Origin of the sequence: Saccharicrinis sp. 156, assembly GCF_050589685.1 — a bacterium.
In the GTDB taxonomy this organism is placed as follows: Bacteria; Bacteroidota; Bacteroidia; order Bacteroidales; family Marinilabiliaceae; genus Saccharicrinis.
Genome location: NZ_JBNGOS010000035.1, coordinates 1 through 17181, shown reverse-complemented (window position 1 = coordinate 17181; position 17181 = coordinate 1). Strand labels below are relative to the sequence as shown.

The 17181-nt window shown below is 39.6% G+C and carries 13 protein-coding genes; 4 read left to right on the top strand and 9 right to left on the bottom strand.

Annotation, left to right across the window (positions count from 1 at the left end):
* Nucleotides 1–87: 87 nt before the first annotated feature.
* Together ACRD64_RS19295 and ACRD64_RS19290 are read left to right on the top strand one after the other, a co-directional pair.
* Nucleotides 88–966, top strand: coding sequence for a hypothetical protein (locus ACRD64_RS19295; RefSeq protein WP_430935103.1), 879 nt, complete (start codon nt 88–90; stop codon nt 964–966).
* Nucleotides 967–1155: 189 nt separating this feature from the next.
* The gene (locus tag ACRD64_RS19290) at nt 1156–3441 is read left to right on the top strand and encodes an NADP-dependent malic enzyme (RefSeq protein ID WP_430935102.1); all 2286 of its coding nucleotides are present in this window, start codon (nt 1156–1158) and stop codon (nt 3439–3441) included.
* A gap of 142 nt (nt 3442–3583) precedes the next feature.
* On the opposite strand, the gene egtD is transcribed toward ACRD64_RS19290, so the two are convergent.
* The 9 genes from egtD to ACRD64_RS19245 all read right to left on the bottom strand — a co-directional run bounded on the left by egtD (nt 3584) and on the right by ACRD64_RS19245 (nt 15889).
* Nucleotides 3584–4582, bottom strand: a complete 999-nt coding sequence (gene egtD, locus ACRD64_RS19285) for an L-histidine N(alpha)-methyltransferase (protein WP_430935101.1) — start codon at nt 4580–4582, stop codon at nt 3584–3586.
* Between the two features lie 35 nt (nt 4583–4617).
* On the bottom strand, nt 4618–5919 hold the full coding sequence (locus tag ACRD64_RS19280; RefSeq protein WP_430935100.1) for a sulfurtransferase: 1302 nt from the start codon (nt 5917–5919) through the stop codon (nt 4618–4620).
* Between the two features lie 494 nt (nt 5920–6413).
* On the bottom strand, nt 6414–6827 hold the full coding sequence (locus tag ACRD64_RS19275) for a hypothetical protein (RefSeq protein WP_430935099.1): 414 nt from the start codon (nt 6825–6827) through the stop codon (nt 6414–6416).
* Between the two features lie 104 nt (nt 6828–6931).
* The gene (locus ACRD64_RS19270) at nt 6932–7120 is read right to left on the bottom strand and encodes a four helix bundle protein (protein WP_430935165.1); all 189 of its coding nucleotides are present in this window, start codon (nt 7118–7120) and stop codon (nt 6932–6934) included.
* A complete protein-coding gene (locus ACRD64_RS19265; RefSeq protein ID WP_430935098.1) occupies nt 7117–7263 on the bottom strand; it encodes a hypothetical protein in 147 nt (48 codons plus the stop codon). Before ACRD64_RS19265 ends, ACRD64_RS19270 begins: the two co-directional genes overlap by 4 nt.
* A gap of 56 nt (nt 7264–7319) precedes the next feature.
* The gene (locus tag ACRD64_RS19260; protein WP_430935097.1) at nt 7320–12233 is read right to left on the bottom strand and encodes a DNA repair ATPase; all 4914 of its coding nucleotides are present in this window, start codon (nt 12231–12233) and stop codon (nt 7320–7322) included.
* Between the two features lie 101 nt (nt 12234–12334).
* Nucleotides 12335–14461: a hypothetical protein gene (locus tag ACRD64_RS19255; RefSeq protein ID WP_430935096.1), complete on the bottom strand. Its 2127-nt coding sequence runs from the start codon at nt 14459–14461 to the stop codon at nt 12335–12337.
* Nucleotides 14462–14465: 4 nt separating this feature from the next.
* Nucleotides 14466–15122: a hypothetical protein gene (locus ACRD64_RS19250; protein ID WP_430935095.1), complete on the bottom strand. Its 657-nt coding sequence runs from the start codon at nt 15120–15122 to the stop codon at nt 14466–14468.
* Nucleotides 15123–15232: 110 nt separating this feature from the next.
* A complete protein-coding gene (locus ACRD64_RS19245; protein WP_430935094.1) occupies nt 15233–15889 on the bottom strand; it encodes a M50 family metallopeptidase in 657 nt (218 codons plus the stop codon).
* A gap of 399 nt (nt 15890–16288) precedes the next feature.
* On the opposite strand from ACRD64_RS19245, the gene ACRD64_RS19240 reads away from it, so the two are divergent.
* Both ACRD64_RS19240 and ACRD64_RS19235 read left to right on the top strand, forming a co-directional pair.
* Nucleotides 16289–16777, top strand: coding sequence for a hypothetical protein (locus ACRD64_RS19240; protein WP_430935093.1), 489 nt, complete (start codon nt 16289–16291; stop codon nt 16775–16777).
* 79 nt (nt 16778–16856) lie between these two features.
* Nucleotides 16857–17111, top strand: a complete 255-nt coding sequence (locus ACRD64_RS19235; RefSeq protein ID WP_430935092.1) for a hypothetical protein — start codon at nt 16857–16859, stop codon at nt 17109–17111.
* Nucleotides 17112–17181: the final 70 nt, after the last annotated feature.

Genomic DNA, 17181 nt, shown 5'->3' with positions numbered 1-17181 from the left:
AAATTTAATCACCAATTAAAATTTGGTCAAGAAACCTATTGGTACATTCTTCGTACACCTTTCCATTAAAATTAATTTTAGTATACCATGAATGCAAAGTTATTTTTGAGTACAATTTTAATAGGTTTTTGCCTGTGTAATTGCGATCAGATTGAAACAGTAAATGATTCATTGAGTGCGGTTCAAGCAGTTGATGCTATGGAGGATTACGCTCAGGCTGCATGGCATTTCCAGGGAGTTAACAATGCCAGCGATAATGCGGTTTTAAATTCCGAAAACACAGAGAACATAAATCTCAAATCATCTGTTGGTCCCAATATATCGATCACGCCATCTGATTTATTTACCTTTCCCAAATCTATTGTTGTGGATTATGGAACCAATGGTACTTTAGGTCTAGATGGCAGAATCCGAAAGGGTAAATTATATATTGAACTTGAAAATGGATGGTACAGCCAAACGGGCTCGAGACACATTACTACTTTCGAAAACTACTTTCAAAACGATTATCAGATCGAAGGAACACACCTTGTTGAGAACCTGGGAGAAAATAACGATGGTAATTTGGTTTTTAGCATAGAAGTATCAAACGGTAAAGTAACCAACGCGCAGGGACAAGTAACAACATTTTCGCAAGAGACAACACGTACCTGGATAAAAGGCGACAATACACCTCTGAACATTTGGGATGATTCGTATTGGATTGAAGGATTGCAATCAGGTAAATGTTCCAGCGGTGTTAATTACGAATTGACCATACGCGAAAATAACCCATTGGAAGTCGAGCTAGTTTGTCCTTACATAAAAAGTGGTATTTTGGATGTTGTTATTGACAATGCCCCAGAGATGAGTATCGATTATTTCGTGGACGAAGATAAGGACGGTATTGCAGATTGTTCTTCCTCAGTTACCTTAAAGGTAAATAATATTGAATATCGAATTGGAAACGGAGAAATCCAGCAGTAGATAATTTAGTTATTTATAAAATCACCCTAGCCGAGACCATTCTTTGGCAGGGTAGTTTTATTTTCTGGCAATACATTACACTAAACCTTTATTTAAGTCTATTGTTTTGGTATGGGAAACAGTTGAGATTACTCATTAAATTACTTGAGTAAATTACTTACATTTAATCTCGTATCTAAAACAACGATAATGGCAAACTCCAAAATCAGAATTCAAGACGCATTAGACTATCACACCAAAGGAACTCCCGGTAAAATTGAAGTTATACCCACCAAAGCCACTAAAACACAACGTGATTTAGCATTGGCTTATTCGCCGGGTGTCGCCGAACCCTGTCGGAAAATTGCGGATAATGTTGACGATGTGTATAAATATACGGCCAAAGGTAATTTGGTGGCCGTGATATCTAACGGCACTGCAGTACTGGGGCTTGGAGATATTGGCCCTGAAGCTTCCAAGCCTGTTATGGAAGGAAAAGGTCTGCTCTTTAAAATATTTGCAGGGATCGATGTATTCGACCTTGAAATAAATTCTACCAACGTAGAGGAGTTTATCACGGTAGTCAAAGCCCTTGAACCCACTTTTGGAGGCATTAACCTGGAAGACATTAAAGCACCTGACTGTTTTGAGATTGAAAGCAGGCTTAAGGCTGAACTCAATATCCCCATTATGCACGACGACCAGCATGGTACCGCAATTATATCGGGGGCAGGATTGATTAACGCATTAAAGGTGTTAGATAAAAAAGCCAGCGAAGTAAAAGTAGTTGTTTCTGGGGCGGGGGCATCTGCCATTTCTTGTATCAAAATTTTTATAGTCCTGGGCATCAGTAAAAAAAATATTGTCGTGTGCGATTCCAAGGGTGTTATACGCTCCGACAGGGATAATCTGACACCCTCAAAAAAAGAATTCGCTACCGATAAAGATTTACATCAACTGGAAGATGCTATTGTTGATGCCGATGTATTTTTAGGGCTTTCTAAAGGAAATGTGATGACGCCCGAAATGCTCAAAAGTATGGCACCCAATCCAATTGTATTTGCTCTGGCCAACCCCGATCCTGAAATTTCATATGAACTTGCCATGTCATCCCGTGACGATGTACTTATGGCTACCGGACGTTCCGATCATCCCAATCAGGTAAACAACGTTTTGGGATTTCCGTTTATTTTTAGGGGGGCTTTGGATGTAAGGGCTACCGAAATCAATGAGGCCATGAAACTGGCAGCAGTAAAAGCACTGGCTGACCTTGCTCAGGAACAAGTACCCGAAGTGGTCATTAAAGCCTATAACAAAGACAATATAACTTTTGGCAGAGATTATATTATCCCCAAACCACTTGACCCAAGATTATTGACCGTGGTTGCACCTGCCGTAGCCAAAGCGGCCATGGATAGTGGGGTCGCACAAAACCACATTACCGACTGGGATGAATATAAAACCAAACTGGTTAAACGATTAGGTCATGACGATATGATCATACGGCGTTTGACCAACAAAGCCAAACAACACCCTAAACGGATTGTCTTTGCCGAAGCGGAGGACTACAGGGTCCTTAAGGCTGCCCAAATTGCCATGGACGAAGGTATTGCCCTTCCTATCTTATTGGGAGATGAAGAGAAGATCAAAGCCTTGATTGAAAAACATCAGCTAGAGTTGCATGATACCAGAATTATCAACCCGCAAAGTAAGGACTCTGCAGATATAGTGAGGCGTTATGGAAAAGTATTCTTCGATAAGCGACAACGTAGGGGCTACAATCCTTACGAGGCAGAGAATGAAATGAAGAAACGAAACTACTTTGGGTGCATGATGGTCGAAACCGGTGAAGCCGATGCCGTAATTTCAGGTATCAGCAGAAAATACACGCAAACGATAAAACCTGCCCTCCAGATTATTGGCACCAATGGCCCGGGCCAAAAAGTTTCGAGCATGTATCTAATGCTGACTAAGCGCGGCCCCCTGTTCTTTACAGATACAACCATGATACCAAACCCAACCTCCGAGGAGCTTGTAGACATTGCGTATCAAGCTGCCAAAGCCGTGGAGCAGATGATGAACATCCAACCTAAAGTAGCTTTTTTGGCATATTCAAACTTTGGTTCTTCAGATGACGCTGAACCTAAATTGGTACGAAAGGCTGCCGCCTTGATGAAGCAAAATTATCCTGAAATTATCTCGGATGGAGAAGTTCAGGCCAACTTTGCGTTCAACCAGGAAGAACTTAAAGAAAATTATCCATTCTCCGATTTGGTGGGCAACGAGCCAAACGTATTGGTGTTCCCAACACTAACTTCAGCTAACATCGCCTACAAATTATTGCAGGTAATGAAGAGCGGAGAAGCCATTGGCCCTATCATCCTTGGCATGAAACGGCCGGTACATATCCTGCAGATGGGTAGTTCGGTGCGCGAGGTATTGAATATGATTACCATTGCCACTATTGATGCGCAGATTAAATCCAGTCATCAATAGATTAATCAAGGGTGAATTATTGTCAAAGGAGAATTGTTGATTTGTAAACAGATGAATTAAAAAATTACGGATTTAATGACCTAAGCATATATAAACTCGTCAATGACTAATCTATCATTGACTAATGATTGTTGCCCGAAGGCTACTTATTGTATAATGCCAGACTGAACCACTCATTTTCGTCCATGAAAATATTATCGAGTTGAAGACGGCCAAAATTACCGATGATTTTAATGGATTCGGGGTTGAACTTATGCGAATTTTCGGTATGAATGGTTTCTCCTTCTTTGAAATAGATTCTTTGATTTAACACGGGAAAATCCATGCTCATATTTGTTTTAGCCTCCAAATGCATTTCAATACGGCTCATTTCCTTATTGAAAAAAGCCTTATGGTTAAATTTGTCAGGACACAAATCGCTTCCTGTGAGTTTATTTAACACGCGCAAAACATTCTTATTAAATTTGGCCGTTATGTGCTTAGAATCGTTATACGCATTTTCAAGCGTAGAAATATCTTTCACCAAATCCATACCCATCAGCAAATAATCGCCCGGTTGCATAATCGAAGATATATCCTCCATAAAAGCCTTAATTTCAGAAGGCAGAAGATTGCCTATCGTACTGCCCAAAAACATAAATAGATTTCTTCCTGAAAATGACAGCTGCGGTATCTGATGAATAAAATCAGCCACCAAACCATACACTTTCAACTCAGGAAGCTGCAAACTTAAATGGCTGGTCGAACGCGCTATAGCCGACTTACTGATATCTACAGGAAAATAAGTGATGGTGGAGAGAATATCTCTCGGAACCTGATTTAACAACAAGTTTATTTTGGAATGGTCCCCACTCCCCAGTTCTATTACATTTATATCTCGAAAATCTATACCTAGTCTGGGATATAACTTCGATATAATTTTTTTTTCGGTACACGTTAGATAATACTCCTTCAATCGTGTAATCTCCTCAAATAATTCGGAACCTATTTCATCATAAAAAAACTTGGGCGAAATATACTTTTGAGGCGCATTTAGCCCGTCTCGTATTTCCTCTATTGCTTGTTGCTTTCCATTTTTGTGCAGAACTCTAATATCCTCTTTCAGCTCATTGACTAATAATTCTTCATTATTTAAACTCATAACCATTTTTTTTATGGATGAAAATTAAAGTGAATTTAAAATGCCGAAACCACTTTGGGCACACCGGTTTCATAGGGATTAGATGGGTCATTGCTCCATTCGAACCAGCCTCCATCATAAACAGAAACTCTTGGCCACCCCATCAGCCATGCATTAAAAAAGGCTTCGCTACCGCGCCATCCTGTGCCGCAATAAAAAGCCAAATGTTTGTCGGGCGTTATACCCATTTCTTTCCATTGTTCTTCTATCTCATGATACTCGCGGGTAGTATGATCCACATTGCGATAGTTTTCCATATGGTAGGCATCGGAACCACAATTACCAAATATAGCGCCAGGGATACGCCCTTTTTTCTTTATATAATTATAACCGCTCACTTCTCCGATATATTCGGGATAACTACGAACGCAAACAATATCGGCATCATTGGCCTCTATCATATGTTTGGCCTCGGGAACATCAACCGCCAGTTGAGGCCGGACTGGTATATCAGCTCCAAAATCGTCTGCAGCTTGTTTGGGCTCGTCAACGGTGCTTATTTCATAACCTGCATCTTTCCAACTCTGAAATCCACCGTTCAATACCCTCACATCTTTAACGCCGGCATACAGCATGATAAATGCGTTTCGGATGGCTCCTATATGTCCGGCTGCGCTTCCCGGAAACTCATCGGCATTATCGGGCCACATAAATTTACCATATACAACAACAGTGGTATCGGCTGTTATCCCATGTTCCTCCAAAGCTTTTTTCAGTTCTTGGGGAGAGCGACGGTTCCAGGTTTCAGGTGCTTCCAATGCCAGCGTATCCATATCAATGGCGCCTGGAATATGTCCACTCAGGTATGCATCGCGGTTGCGATAATGAGAATGGCAGAGTATGGTTTTACCTCCGGGGTGGGTTTCGGGTATTTTGCCATCTACCACTTCTTTCACCCAGTCTGCCGAAACCAGTTGTTTATATCTTTCGAGATGTTGCATGGGGAGATCTGGGTTATTGACCCATTCGGATAGAAAGTGGGAATAGATATTCACATCTTCATAACCTGCTTTTTGAAATAGCTCAGCTACTTTTTCGCTTTCTTCATTGGAATAACCATAAATAATGATTTGCTGATCTGTCTGTAAGTTTTTAGAGCGCACCACCTCAATCCAGTCCATATAGTTGGTCCATTTAAAAGGCAAAGATTTGGCGGACTGAATGTGTCCTCCTCTCTTTTCTTCTTTTTGTCGCCAACCGTTGTAGGCATCTATCGGTCGGATATCGATTATTTTTATATTGGGGTTGCTTAATTTATTGGAAAGTTGCGCTGTAGTAACAAAATTAAACGGATTCATATAATATGATGGTTTGTATTCCTTTTATAAAAAGAGATAAATTATTAAGTGGTATAAAAGGTAAGAAAAAATACATCTATGTGTCAAATAAATAATTGGGTAAAACAAATACGGAATTACCATGATCATATCTAGCCCCTGGGAGTCCTTGGTTTATGCCTGCAAAAAAACCGATAGTATATTTTAAAAATTCGTTTTCTTTTGGTTTTACCAAGCCATAGATTCCATTCCCCTGATAAACGGGGTTAGAATATTCCAATTGAAAACTAAATTCCATATACAAATAATATTTCATAACCTGACTCCTATGAGTTCCGGATGGGCTCCTTAACACCGCTCCATAAGCCCTTGGCCATTCAACTAAATCCCTTAGCGCCCGGAATCGACATATTGACTGTCCAGATGGACTTCTTGTGAGTTTGGATGCGCTCCTTAGGCTTTTGGAATGGGCAAACTGGTGAATTATCGATGGAAGCCGATACCCTATACCCAGCTTATCTATTAGGCATCAATAATTCCCTTATCTCATCATACCCCACTACCTCTTTATTCTTCATAATAGATAGCTTAATTATATCACCTATTTTGGTATCGTCAATATCCAGTTTACGGCCTAGTTGTTTGCAGAATTCTATTTCTTCCAGGTCAACCGACAGATCCATCTTCATCATTTGGATTACACGGTAGAACATCACAAAACGGCCCTCTCGGTCAATTGGGGGTATGTATTCGAACTTTTCGGCGTTTTCGAATATCTCCTCGAATTCGGAGTTGGATATATTCATTTTGCCGGCCATCAGAATCAGGAACATTTTTTCGGAGCCGGTTACTTTACCATCGGCCTTTGCCATTTTTGCTAGTACCGCTAGTTGGGCGTTTGGGGAGTCAAAATAATTGTTTAGTTTCATGGTATTTAGTTGTTGGTTGTTGGTCACACCAGTCAATGGTCAATGGTCATTATGGTTAATGGTAAATAGTTAAATTAGTCAATAGAGTTATTTGCCAATGGTCTTTATATAAGCGTTGAGACCTTAAGGAATGATTCCAGGTTCACCAGTAATTGTTCGTATAATTCGTTAGAGATTAGTTTTCTTTTATAAGCCCGTTTGACCCAACGTTTGGTTTCATAAGCGCCTCCCCGTGAGTGAAATACAAAGTTTTTCTTCTCTTTAAAGTGATTTCTTCCATACCCTTCAGCTATATTTTATCCATGGAATCCGAAGACCGAATAATTTGCTTACCCACAGTATCTTTTTCTAAGAAATCCCATCTAATGGCTTCACCCCAAATAGTATCTGCTATTTCATTAGCTAAATTGTAGATTCTTAAATCTTCTAAATCCATAATCTTCTATTTAATCTGTTTGCAAATTAATTATTGACCAATTACCATTGACTGCTTCAACTATTCCATATACATTTCTTCAGTGTCTCCGAAACCTGGTTGATGCTTTCTGTCACGTTTTCCATTCCTTCCAAAACCTGAGCGGTTTGACTATTACCTCCTGCTTTCAGTTTTTGGTTCTTCTGAAAGGTGGCTTTTATATCGTTCCAACGCTGTTTTTCCTCTTCGGTTAGCTTATCTAAAATTTCTTTAAACTTCAGCATATTGGCCTCGGCTCCCGCGGTCAGCGTTTGCGATTCCCCTTCGTAATGCGACATAATCAAAGTTTCCAGTTCATCATCGTTCATGATGGTCACCACCTTTTCGGTAATCTTGTTCATATTACGATATGAGCCCTGTAATTTAAACGGAGGTTCGGTGCGGTACTCGTCAGCCTGCGCCGCAGAAGCGATGTATTGCTGGTTTACCTTGGAAATCACATCACGGATAACAGTCAGCTTTTTCAGTATATTGACATAATCGTTGATTTGTCCCTGGGTGTGGCTGGCTTCAAACTCCAGGCCGTCCTTACTGCCCGAATCGGCCAGTTTAAGCATGGGGTAGATATCGTTATGGCTTTTGGCGGACAACTGGTTCAACACTTTGTTCGATGTCAACGAGTTTTCGATATAACTCATATTAAATATATCGGCAGTATCTCCCAGAATATCTCCCAGGTTGTAAATATCGGCACGGTTAGCCAACATATCCGGAATCTGGAATTTATCGCCACTTTCGGTGTATGGATTTCCCGCCATCACCACGCAGACTTTCCTTCCACGGAAATCATAGGTCTTGCTTCTGCCTTTGTACACCCCTTCAATCTTACGCTGGGCATCACAAAGGGAGATAAACTTCTGCAGGAACTCTGGATTACAGTGTTGTATATCGTCTAGATAAATCATCACATTATCACCCATCTCAAAGGAAAGGTTCAGTTTTTTCAGTTCCTCACGGGCACTGGCATTACCTGCCTCGTCAGGGTCGAGTGAAGTCACCTCATGGCCGATGGCCGGGCCGTTAATCTTCATAAAGATGATTCCCAGTCGGCTGGCGATATATTCCATTAAGGTGGTTTTGCCATAACCCGGAGGCGAAATCAGCAAAAGCATCCCCATCAGATCGGTGCGTTTGCCTTCACCTGCTGTTCCCAACTGTTTAGCCAGGTTATCACCCACCAAAGGCAAATAAACTTTATCAATCAATTTGTTTCGCACAAAGGACGAAAGCACCCTAGGTTTGAATTCCTGCAAGCGCAACGCATCTTCAAAATCCCGAATCAAATCTTTTTTCACATCGGTGAATGTACTAAAGCGCAAGGCCGTATTTATTTCGTACGCTTTTAATTTGGCGATAAACTGATTATAATCAAAAGCATATTTTCCTTCGTTCAAAACAGTATGGATCCCTTGCAGGCCTTCCAGGTTTTTATGCAGCGTAGCCTTGACAATGTTGTTCTTATCAAAGCAGTTTAGCATCAATAATACCGCCACTTCATCTACATATTGTATTTTCTCGTTTTTATTCGTAGTGGCAATATATGCCCGTAACCACTTTTTTATCAGCTTAAATTGGGCGATGGGTTCCCTATTAAGCTCTCCCACCGATTGTTGATACTGGTCAACTGCCCTTTTGTCTTTTAAAAATGACTTAAATGATTGATGCAGATTTGCAGCTTCACTGTCAATCACAAAGTTTTCGTCAATAATAACTTCATGGAAAAAATATTCAGCGGCTTCATCCACGTAAATCGGATTGAAGAGCTTCGTATTCTCAACAAACTCACCGATTTGCTCTTTTAGTCCATCCACAATATATTTAAACTCCTGTGCATCGGGAAATATCTGTAGCAAAGCACCGACACCTTTCAACTGTTTGTAATAGCTTTGTTTAATCTCGGCAGATGCAAATTTGTTCCAGAACCAAACTGCACAGGCACGGGCTTGGGTCGAATATTTCAGCAATCCTGCCGTTTTAATTAGCTCTATTAATTCTTTCACTATGATGAACGCATCCATATCGTGAACCCCTTTAACATATCCCTCGTTATAGCGCTGCCCCATAAACTCGCGGATGTAGTTCAGGACATCCTCATCTTTCAAGGAAATCAGATTACCGTTAAATTCCTGTTGGCATTTTACAAATACTTTGTAGGCCAGATATTCGCCACGATACACTTCCTGGTTTTCGGAGGGGATACTCTGGTTCCAGAGGTCTTTATAATTATAAAACTGTTCGTCTTTTACTCTCTCGTAAAAGTTGGTCCCTGTTAAATGGAAGAACATTTTATCGTCTTTATACACCATGGTCAGTTCGCAAGGTTGGGTGTTGACCGAGAAATGATGCTCCCCAAATTTGATGATATTATCGCCATCGACAAACAGTTCCGTCTTATCCTTTAACTGACGGATAGCTTCTTCTTTGATAGTTTTCAACTGGCTTTGAATAGCATCTGCCTTAACCGAATCCTCCAATTCAATCAATTCGCTTACAATATTTCGGAGTTTTTCAATCATTAAATCCGAAGCATAATAACCGTTTATCTCGCTCACCTCTCCAAACTTACTTACGCGGTTCTGTATCGCTCTTAAAATCCTTTCCGAGGATTGAAATAAGGTGATGGCCCTTTTATTTCGCGCTTCTACCAAACTTATTTTCTTCGATTCGAAGGAATTATAAATTTCATCGCGTTTGGTGGCTACTTTATCGATAAACTCATCGAACTCCGAAAATTTTCCTTCCAACTCTTCTATCTGAACCATTAACTTAGTCTGAAATTCCACACATTTTTCGGGAGAATCAGACAGCTCCAGGTAATTGGTCAAACCCTGGCTAATCAGTTTAATCTGCGCATTAAACTCAGCTGTACCTTCCAGACTCAGCAGCTCCTTGCGTTTACGTTTTAAAGCAGCGTTCACCTGATTAAAGCTGGAATAAATAGTGGAAATATTATCGATGATTCGCGTGGTTTCCGTGGCATCCTCAATTTTTAGATTGCTTACAATTTCAATGAGCATCTCCAACTCTTTCGAAGTATTGTTGAGCTCTTCCTCCATTTCGTTGGCCTTGACCACTTTTTTCACTTTCTGGATATCCGTTTTCAGCTCTTCAACCTTATTATTATAGGGCTCCAAAGCTTCGGGTTTTAGCAAAAACTGAACACAGCCATTCGAAATATCCCTGTTAAACATCTCCAGTTTTTCTTCCTCGCTTTCGATTTGAGCGATATCCACATACCGTAATTCTTTAAGCGAGATGGTTTCTCCGCGGAGGGTGCGTAACTCTGCCAACACACCAACATAAGCATTGATGGAAGTAAAAGATGTGTTTTTGATTTTTTGGGTGATCGTTGTAATCAGTTCCATCACCCTGGCCACTTCCTCGGATGAATTCTTTTTTATGCTGACCACCTTCTCATATTCATCAATGGCATTATGTGCCGTCTCTCTAATATTTTGAAGTGGCTCCTGAAGATTGGCCGTTTCCTGGTTTCCAATCCAGTAATAGGCATCCAGAATATCGCTCGCCTTTTTTTGAATATCGAAATACAGATTGGAATAACTATCTTCCTTTTGAATCAGTTTCAACACCTCGTTACATTCCGACATTCCCCGAACGATATCTTTATTCCCGATTTTATAAAGGAACGATGTTTCGTTGGACTCTAATTCAGATTGATAGTTACTGTCGAGATAAGGCGTTTTCCATATTTGCAGTACATGGTGTTTTCTGGGTGTTCCATCCGTTTTAAAATAACAAAGCTCGCCATTCTCAAACAAGGAATACCCATGGCAGATAATAGGTGTCTCCACTTGTTGAGAAATCAGGTTGTAAGATAACATCACATACTCACCTGCTAGTTGGTTATAGAAGATATACAGATAATCCTCCCCATTGGGCGAAGGAATGCGACGTAGGAAAAGCATCTCAGTCAAATCGTTATCAAATATCTTTATCTCGCCTGTTTGCAGGTAGTAACCATTCGCAAAAATCACACCATGACTATCTGGCAACAAAACACAGGAATCTTCCAGCGAATCGATTCGTACTGCTTCCTGTACTTTTTTGTTATAAACAATATAGCGGAACTGCTCTTCCTGGTAGGGTTTTATTTTTAGAACAATCAGGTTGTCGATGATCGAATAATAAAACTCGGCATCGTCCAAAGTCTGCGTTTTGTTGTCCACCTCTTCGGAATAGATTCCCAAACCCGTATCCGTGTTGTTCTCTACTTTGATGGTCAGATCGCCATCGGTGGTTTCCACAAATATCTGATCTTCGATGGAGATGTGCGGAAACTGACCCTTCACATGCATATCACGCGTGGTTCTAATCCATGTAAACTCATGCTGGTCGGGAAAAACAAACTCATGGTCGCTACGATTATCCACATATTCCAATACATCGCCCTTTACCAAAAACTTAAAAGTTTTTATATCGAATTTCCCCTTACCCGTTCTAAAAACAAAAAATAAGGAAGTACCTCTCCTACCAAATTTGATAAAACGGGTTTCCTTGTAATATTTATAAAGGTTTTTGAAGTCTTTGATAAACTCATCGGAAATAATCAGGTCGAGCGGTTCTTCTTTAAAATTATGTTCCTGTGCGTCGTACCCATACACACTGAACACATCAGAAATCTCTACTTCACTTTTTAATCCGATAAGCACATTGTACCCAAAAACAAAGGAATTGCCCACCGAAACCATATCCGAAGGAATACAATTATGGGAAGTGGAAACCCTTTCGCTACCTATTAAAGTTGTTTCGATGGAACCAAAAACACTTTTGCGTTCTTCGTTTAGCTGGGTAAGCCGTTTTTGCAGGTCTTTACCATGCAGATTCAGCCTGTTCCGGATTATCTCGTAGGTTCCCTGTTCCAACTGAAGTTCGGTGACTGTATTTTCGGTATCGTTAGGAGTAGTTGCCATATTCATCCACAGATTTAAAGGATTAGACAGATTTTAACTGCTTGCGCAGTTTACTTTTTTGCCCACAGATTAGTCAAATTAATTCGTGTAAATTCGCTGACTTATTGGTGACGGTTCGTCTTTAAGAATTTATCTATACCTATATCGGCTGCTGATTTATTGGACAAACCCATGCTCCTGGCAATGTCCAGCAAATTAAAGATGGAGTTTTTGTCTCCTTCGTCAGTCGCTTTATTGCCTAACTTAAATAATAGGTTGGATAATGTCAGGTTCTTTAAGTCGTCCGAGGAAACCCCAAACTGCTCGATGAAGTTTCGCATATTCACCTTAAAAGATTGCCCGTCTTCACTTGAGAAGAAAGTATCCTTAATCTGTTTCAACACTTCACTGTTGTCAACCACTTTGTCCACACTCTTGCCGTTAGAGATAGCTCCCATTATTTGGTTGAAGAACATCGTTTCTCCACCTACGATATCAATATTAGCAGCTTTTAGCGCTTCGCTAATAACCTTAGCTTGTGCTTCTGCAATATCTTTTTGAATATTGATTTTAGCCAACTGAATTTCTTTCTCCTTGCTCAGTTTCAATTTGAATTCTTCGTGTTCTTTTCCAACGCCGTCCAGCTTTTTCATGGCCGCTGCTTTTTCCTCAATACCTTTTGCTTCAACGGTGAATTTTTCGCTATTCACACGGTTAACTGCCATTCCTTCTTTCTCCGTTGCTTCTGCTTTGGCTTCAACCACATTTGCTTCGGCCAGTCCTTTTTGTTGGATAGACTCCGCTTCCGCCTTAGACGTAGCCAAGATAATTTTCGCTTCCGCTTGGCCTTCTTTTTCTTTGGCTTCCGCTTTGGCTTCAATCACCTGTGCTTCCGATATTCCAAGTGCTGCAGCTTCAGCCGCTTTTGCCTCAGCTAATATCTTAGTTGCATTGGCTTCCTTGCCGGCAGCTTCCTCTGCTGCTTTGGCCTCCATAATACGTTGCTCGGTTTTAAACTCAGCTGCTTTACGATTAGCCTCGGCGCTCTTGATTTCCGTTACCAAATTTGTTTCGGCTTCTTTCTCTGCTGCTTTAATAGCCACCAGTTTATTTCTTTCCGCTTCAGCATGGGCTTGCGTATCTTTTATTTTCTCTTCTTCTACAACCACCGATTTCTGAACTTCGATGCGCTCGCGGATCACTTCTTGCATTTTTTTCTGCTCAGCTTCAAGTGCTTTTTCTTTTTCCAGACGAGCCATGCTTACGACTCTTTCACGCTCATTCTCCTCTATCTGCTGGTCTTTCAATACGGCCTCGTTTTCAATTGCCTCTGTACGTTCTTTATTCTTGCGAGCCACTATCACCTGGCGCTCTTTATTCTCTTCTGCAACCTGAACTTCTTCTTCGGTAGCAATACGGGCATTTTCGCTGATTAGCTTTTGCTCCTGCTCTACTTTTGCTATTTCTGCTTCCTCACGGGATTTTATATTGGCAATCTCTCTTTTCTGCTTCTCCTCTGTTTCTGCCAACTGTTTCTGTAGTTGAAGTACAGTTTCCTTGGCTTCTACATCCTGCTTGGTCACCGTTTTTTCCTTATCTCTGCGAATCTGGTTTGATAAGATTTGCTGTTCCGCGGTTATCTTGGTAATCTTTTTGATCCCCTCTACATCCAAAATATTATCCGGAGACAGTACGTCAATAGATGTTTGTTCCAGGTAATCGATAGCACAGTCATCCAGCACATAACCGTTCAGGTCGGTACCAATGGTTCTCAGAATCTCCAGCTTAAATTTCTCACGGGAATTATATAGCTCCACAAAGTCGAATTGTTTACCTACGGTTTTTAAGGCTTCTGAAAATTTGGCATCAAATAAATCCACCATTGATTCTTTATCCGATGCTCTGTCACATCCTATGGCCTGGGCCACCTGAATTACATCTTCGGCAGTTTTATTCACACGAACAAAGAAGTTCACTTTAATATCAGCTCTCAGGTTATCTTTACAAATCAACCCTTCTTTACCCTGACGGGCGATGGTCACCGTTTTTAGAGTGATATCCATAATTTCCATCTGGTGTAATACCGGAATTACAAATATTCCACTGAATGATACTTTAGCACCACCTTGTCCCGTGCGTACCAAAGCTTGTCCTTGGGTTGCTTTTCGGTAAGTTTTTATTACCAAAATGATAAATCCAAAAGCAATTATTACTAATGCTATCACTACAAATTGTGGTAATCCTTCCATTTGTCTAGTTTTTATAAGGTTCTATTAAATAAATTTTTTTTTCGGGTATATAATCAATAACAAGGCAACTATCACCTTTTCTTAGTGAATACTTTTCTTCGGTTGACATCACATTGATAATAAATGACGAACCTTCAATTTTTATTTCAGCCTGCCCCATTTTATTATGTGTCGCACTTAAGGTAACCAAACACATCTTACCTGTTAATTTTCTGTTGCTTTCTATATCACTTTCTGCTTTAGCAAATAGCTTAACAAACGGACTTGTTATCAATTTTGTGATAAATGCACTGACAAATACATTAGGAATTAAGTATACAAGAGAAAGTAAAACAGACTCATTATTTAAATGGTAATTCATTAACATAGAAATCACCCAAAGCGACAATGCGAAAAAACTTAGAAGTAGCATAAAAGGAATCTTACCCAAGTTAAAAAATGCCAAAGCAGAGTTCACCCAAAGTATTGAGTCCGCCGCACTCATGTCTATATCGGCCTCAACATCCACATCAATATCTACGTCAGCATCCGCATCAATATCGAAACTATCGACATTAAAGACGCCAACAATTACGGTAAGCCAATAAATTAAAATCAGAATAAGCAATACAGTAGGGATGATGTTAATCATCGAAAAGGCAGCATCTATTGTTTCCTTCATATCTGGTTTGGTTAGTTAATTGTAGCAGGACAATTAATATGAATCTTGTCAAAAAGAATGATTTACGAAATATAATAAATTATTATATTTATTTCACATACTTTAATATATTAACTTAATTTGGATTTCCTGAATGCGTTTTTTAACGTTAACCAGGTTATCCATACTACAATAATTAACCATACAATCGCCCATGCGGCTTGCGGTAATATGGGAATAATCTCTGTAAACCTGGCCAAGTCGGAGGAAGGCCCCGAATTGTAATCCATAATTATATAAATGATACTGGCTGTACCTAAAATAACCAACAAATTGGCAACACTCGATTTCGACTTCTTACTCATCCAAAACGCTAACGCAGAAAACATAATGAGCAAAAAGGAAGTAACTGGGGAACTATACCACCAAACCGCGGTAAACACCAGAATTGCGATGATTACATACAACGCAATAACACTTGTTTTGGGTTTACAAAGACCTATGTGCAGCAATAGGTTGCCAAATAAAGCACTGCCAATATACCCTCCCATCAGTATTAAAGGTCGAAATCCTCCCGCAGTAACTGCATAACCGGCTCCATTGGTTTGAATAAAAACTTCTTGAACATCGCCTCCAGAGATAATCGCAAAGATGGCATGCCCGAATTCATGTAAAAACGTAACAAACAAATTAATAGGTAAGATAATATATGCTCCGTAAGGAACATAGTTTTGTAAGATCCAATATACCACAGCAGTCAGAATAATTAAAAGTAGTTTGTAACGCATCGTTTTTCAATGATTAATTTGGAAACAAGATAGTAAAAAGCTGCTAGTGTCGTGTCTGTTCTGTAATGACGGTTAAGTTGAATTTATTTTGATTTTTGATCAGCAGAAAATACGCACATAGCAGCGTTCTGTAATGTTTTTTTTGCCAGTAAAAATTAAAAGAGGAATACTTGGCCTTTCAGAGCAGGCTTGACAGGACAGTAACGATTATCCATTTGTTTTTGGCATATAGCCAAAAACTATTTGGTATATTTACCACATATTATACCATTTTAAACAGTAAGGTGGACTTATTATTTTGGGTATAATAATGATGTAAGTACGATTAACCTTAACTAATGGAATGCAGATAAGGCCAGCGTCACCCTACATTCGGAACCAACAGATAAAAGCTAATTCATGCCCATAAAAATCAATACCGTTCATACTATCAAAAAAGAGCTTCAGAACCTTCCGAAGGAGCTTATCATTGAACATTGTTTGAGAATGGCCAAATATAAAAAGGATAATAAGGAATTGTTGAATTATTTATTGTTTGAAGAAGATTCCGAAGAGGATTATATAGCTGCAATAAAAGAAGAAATTAAAACTGAATTTTCCCAAATTGACAAGTTGACTTTTTATTATACGAAAAAAAACATCCGTCGAATTCAAAGAATGACAACCAAGCACATTAAACATTCTGGAAAAAAAGAAACGGAGATAGAACTTCTTATCTGCTTTTGTCAGTCAATGAAAAATTGTGGTGTTTCCTTTAAAGAAAGTCCTGTTATGAAAAATTTATACAATAGGCAGATAAAAAATATTGAAAAAGCCCTCAACAAGCTTCATGAAGATATTAGAATAGATTATGAAGATGGTTTGGATGAAGTAAAAAAAGGGATTTAGTTAAGAGACGATTCTTTGTATTTTAACGAACAACCGTTGGCAGATAATAATTAAAACACACCATAATAAGTTAACCAACATGGGAATTCTACGAACAGTAAAGAGTGACTACGAAATCTATGAAAACAGCAAACTTGAGTGTTTGATAGCTGTTGAAAGAGAGGAATGCAAAAAAGTAAAGTCTTTTTTTAAGAAGAACAAAGGAAAAAAGCCTTTACCCAATGCAACTGTGTCCGGATTCAAGTTTATAAAAGATGCTGAGTTTGATTCGCTTAAAATTGACTTTGACCATCCCTTAAAATTCGAGATTAGAGATTTGGTTAAAGCGAAATAGCTCCGTTGTGAAGCGCCTGACAGGGCACTGGTGGAAAAAACGCGATTAACGCAAAAAGGACAGTCCTCTT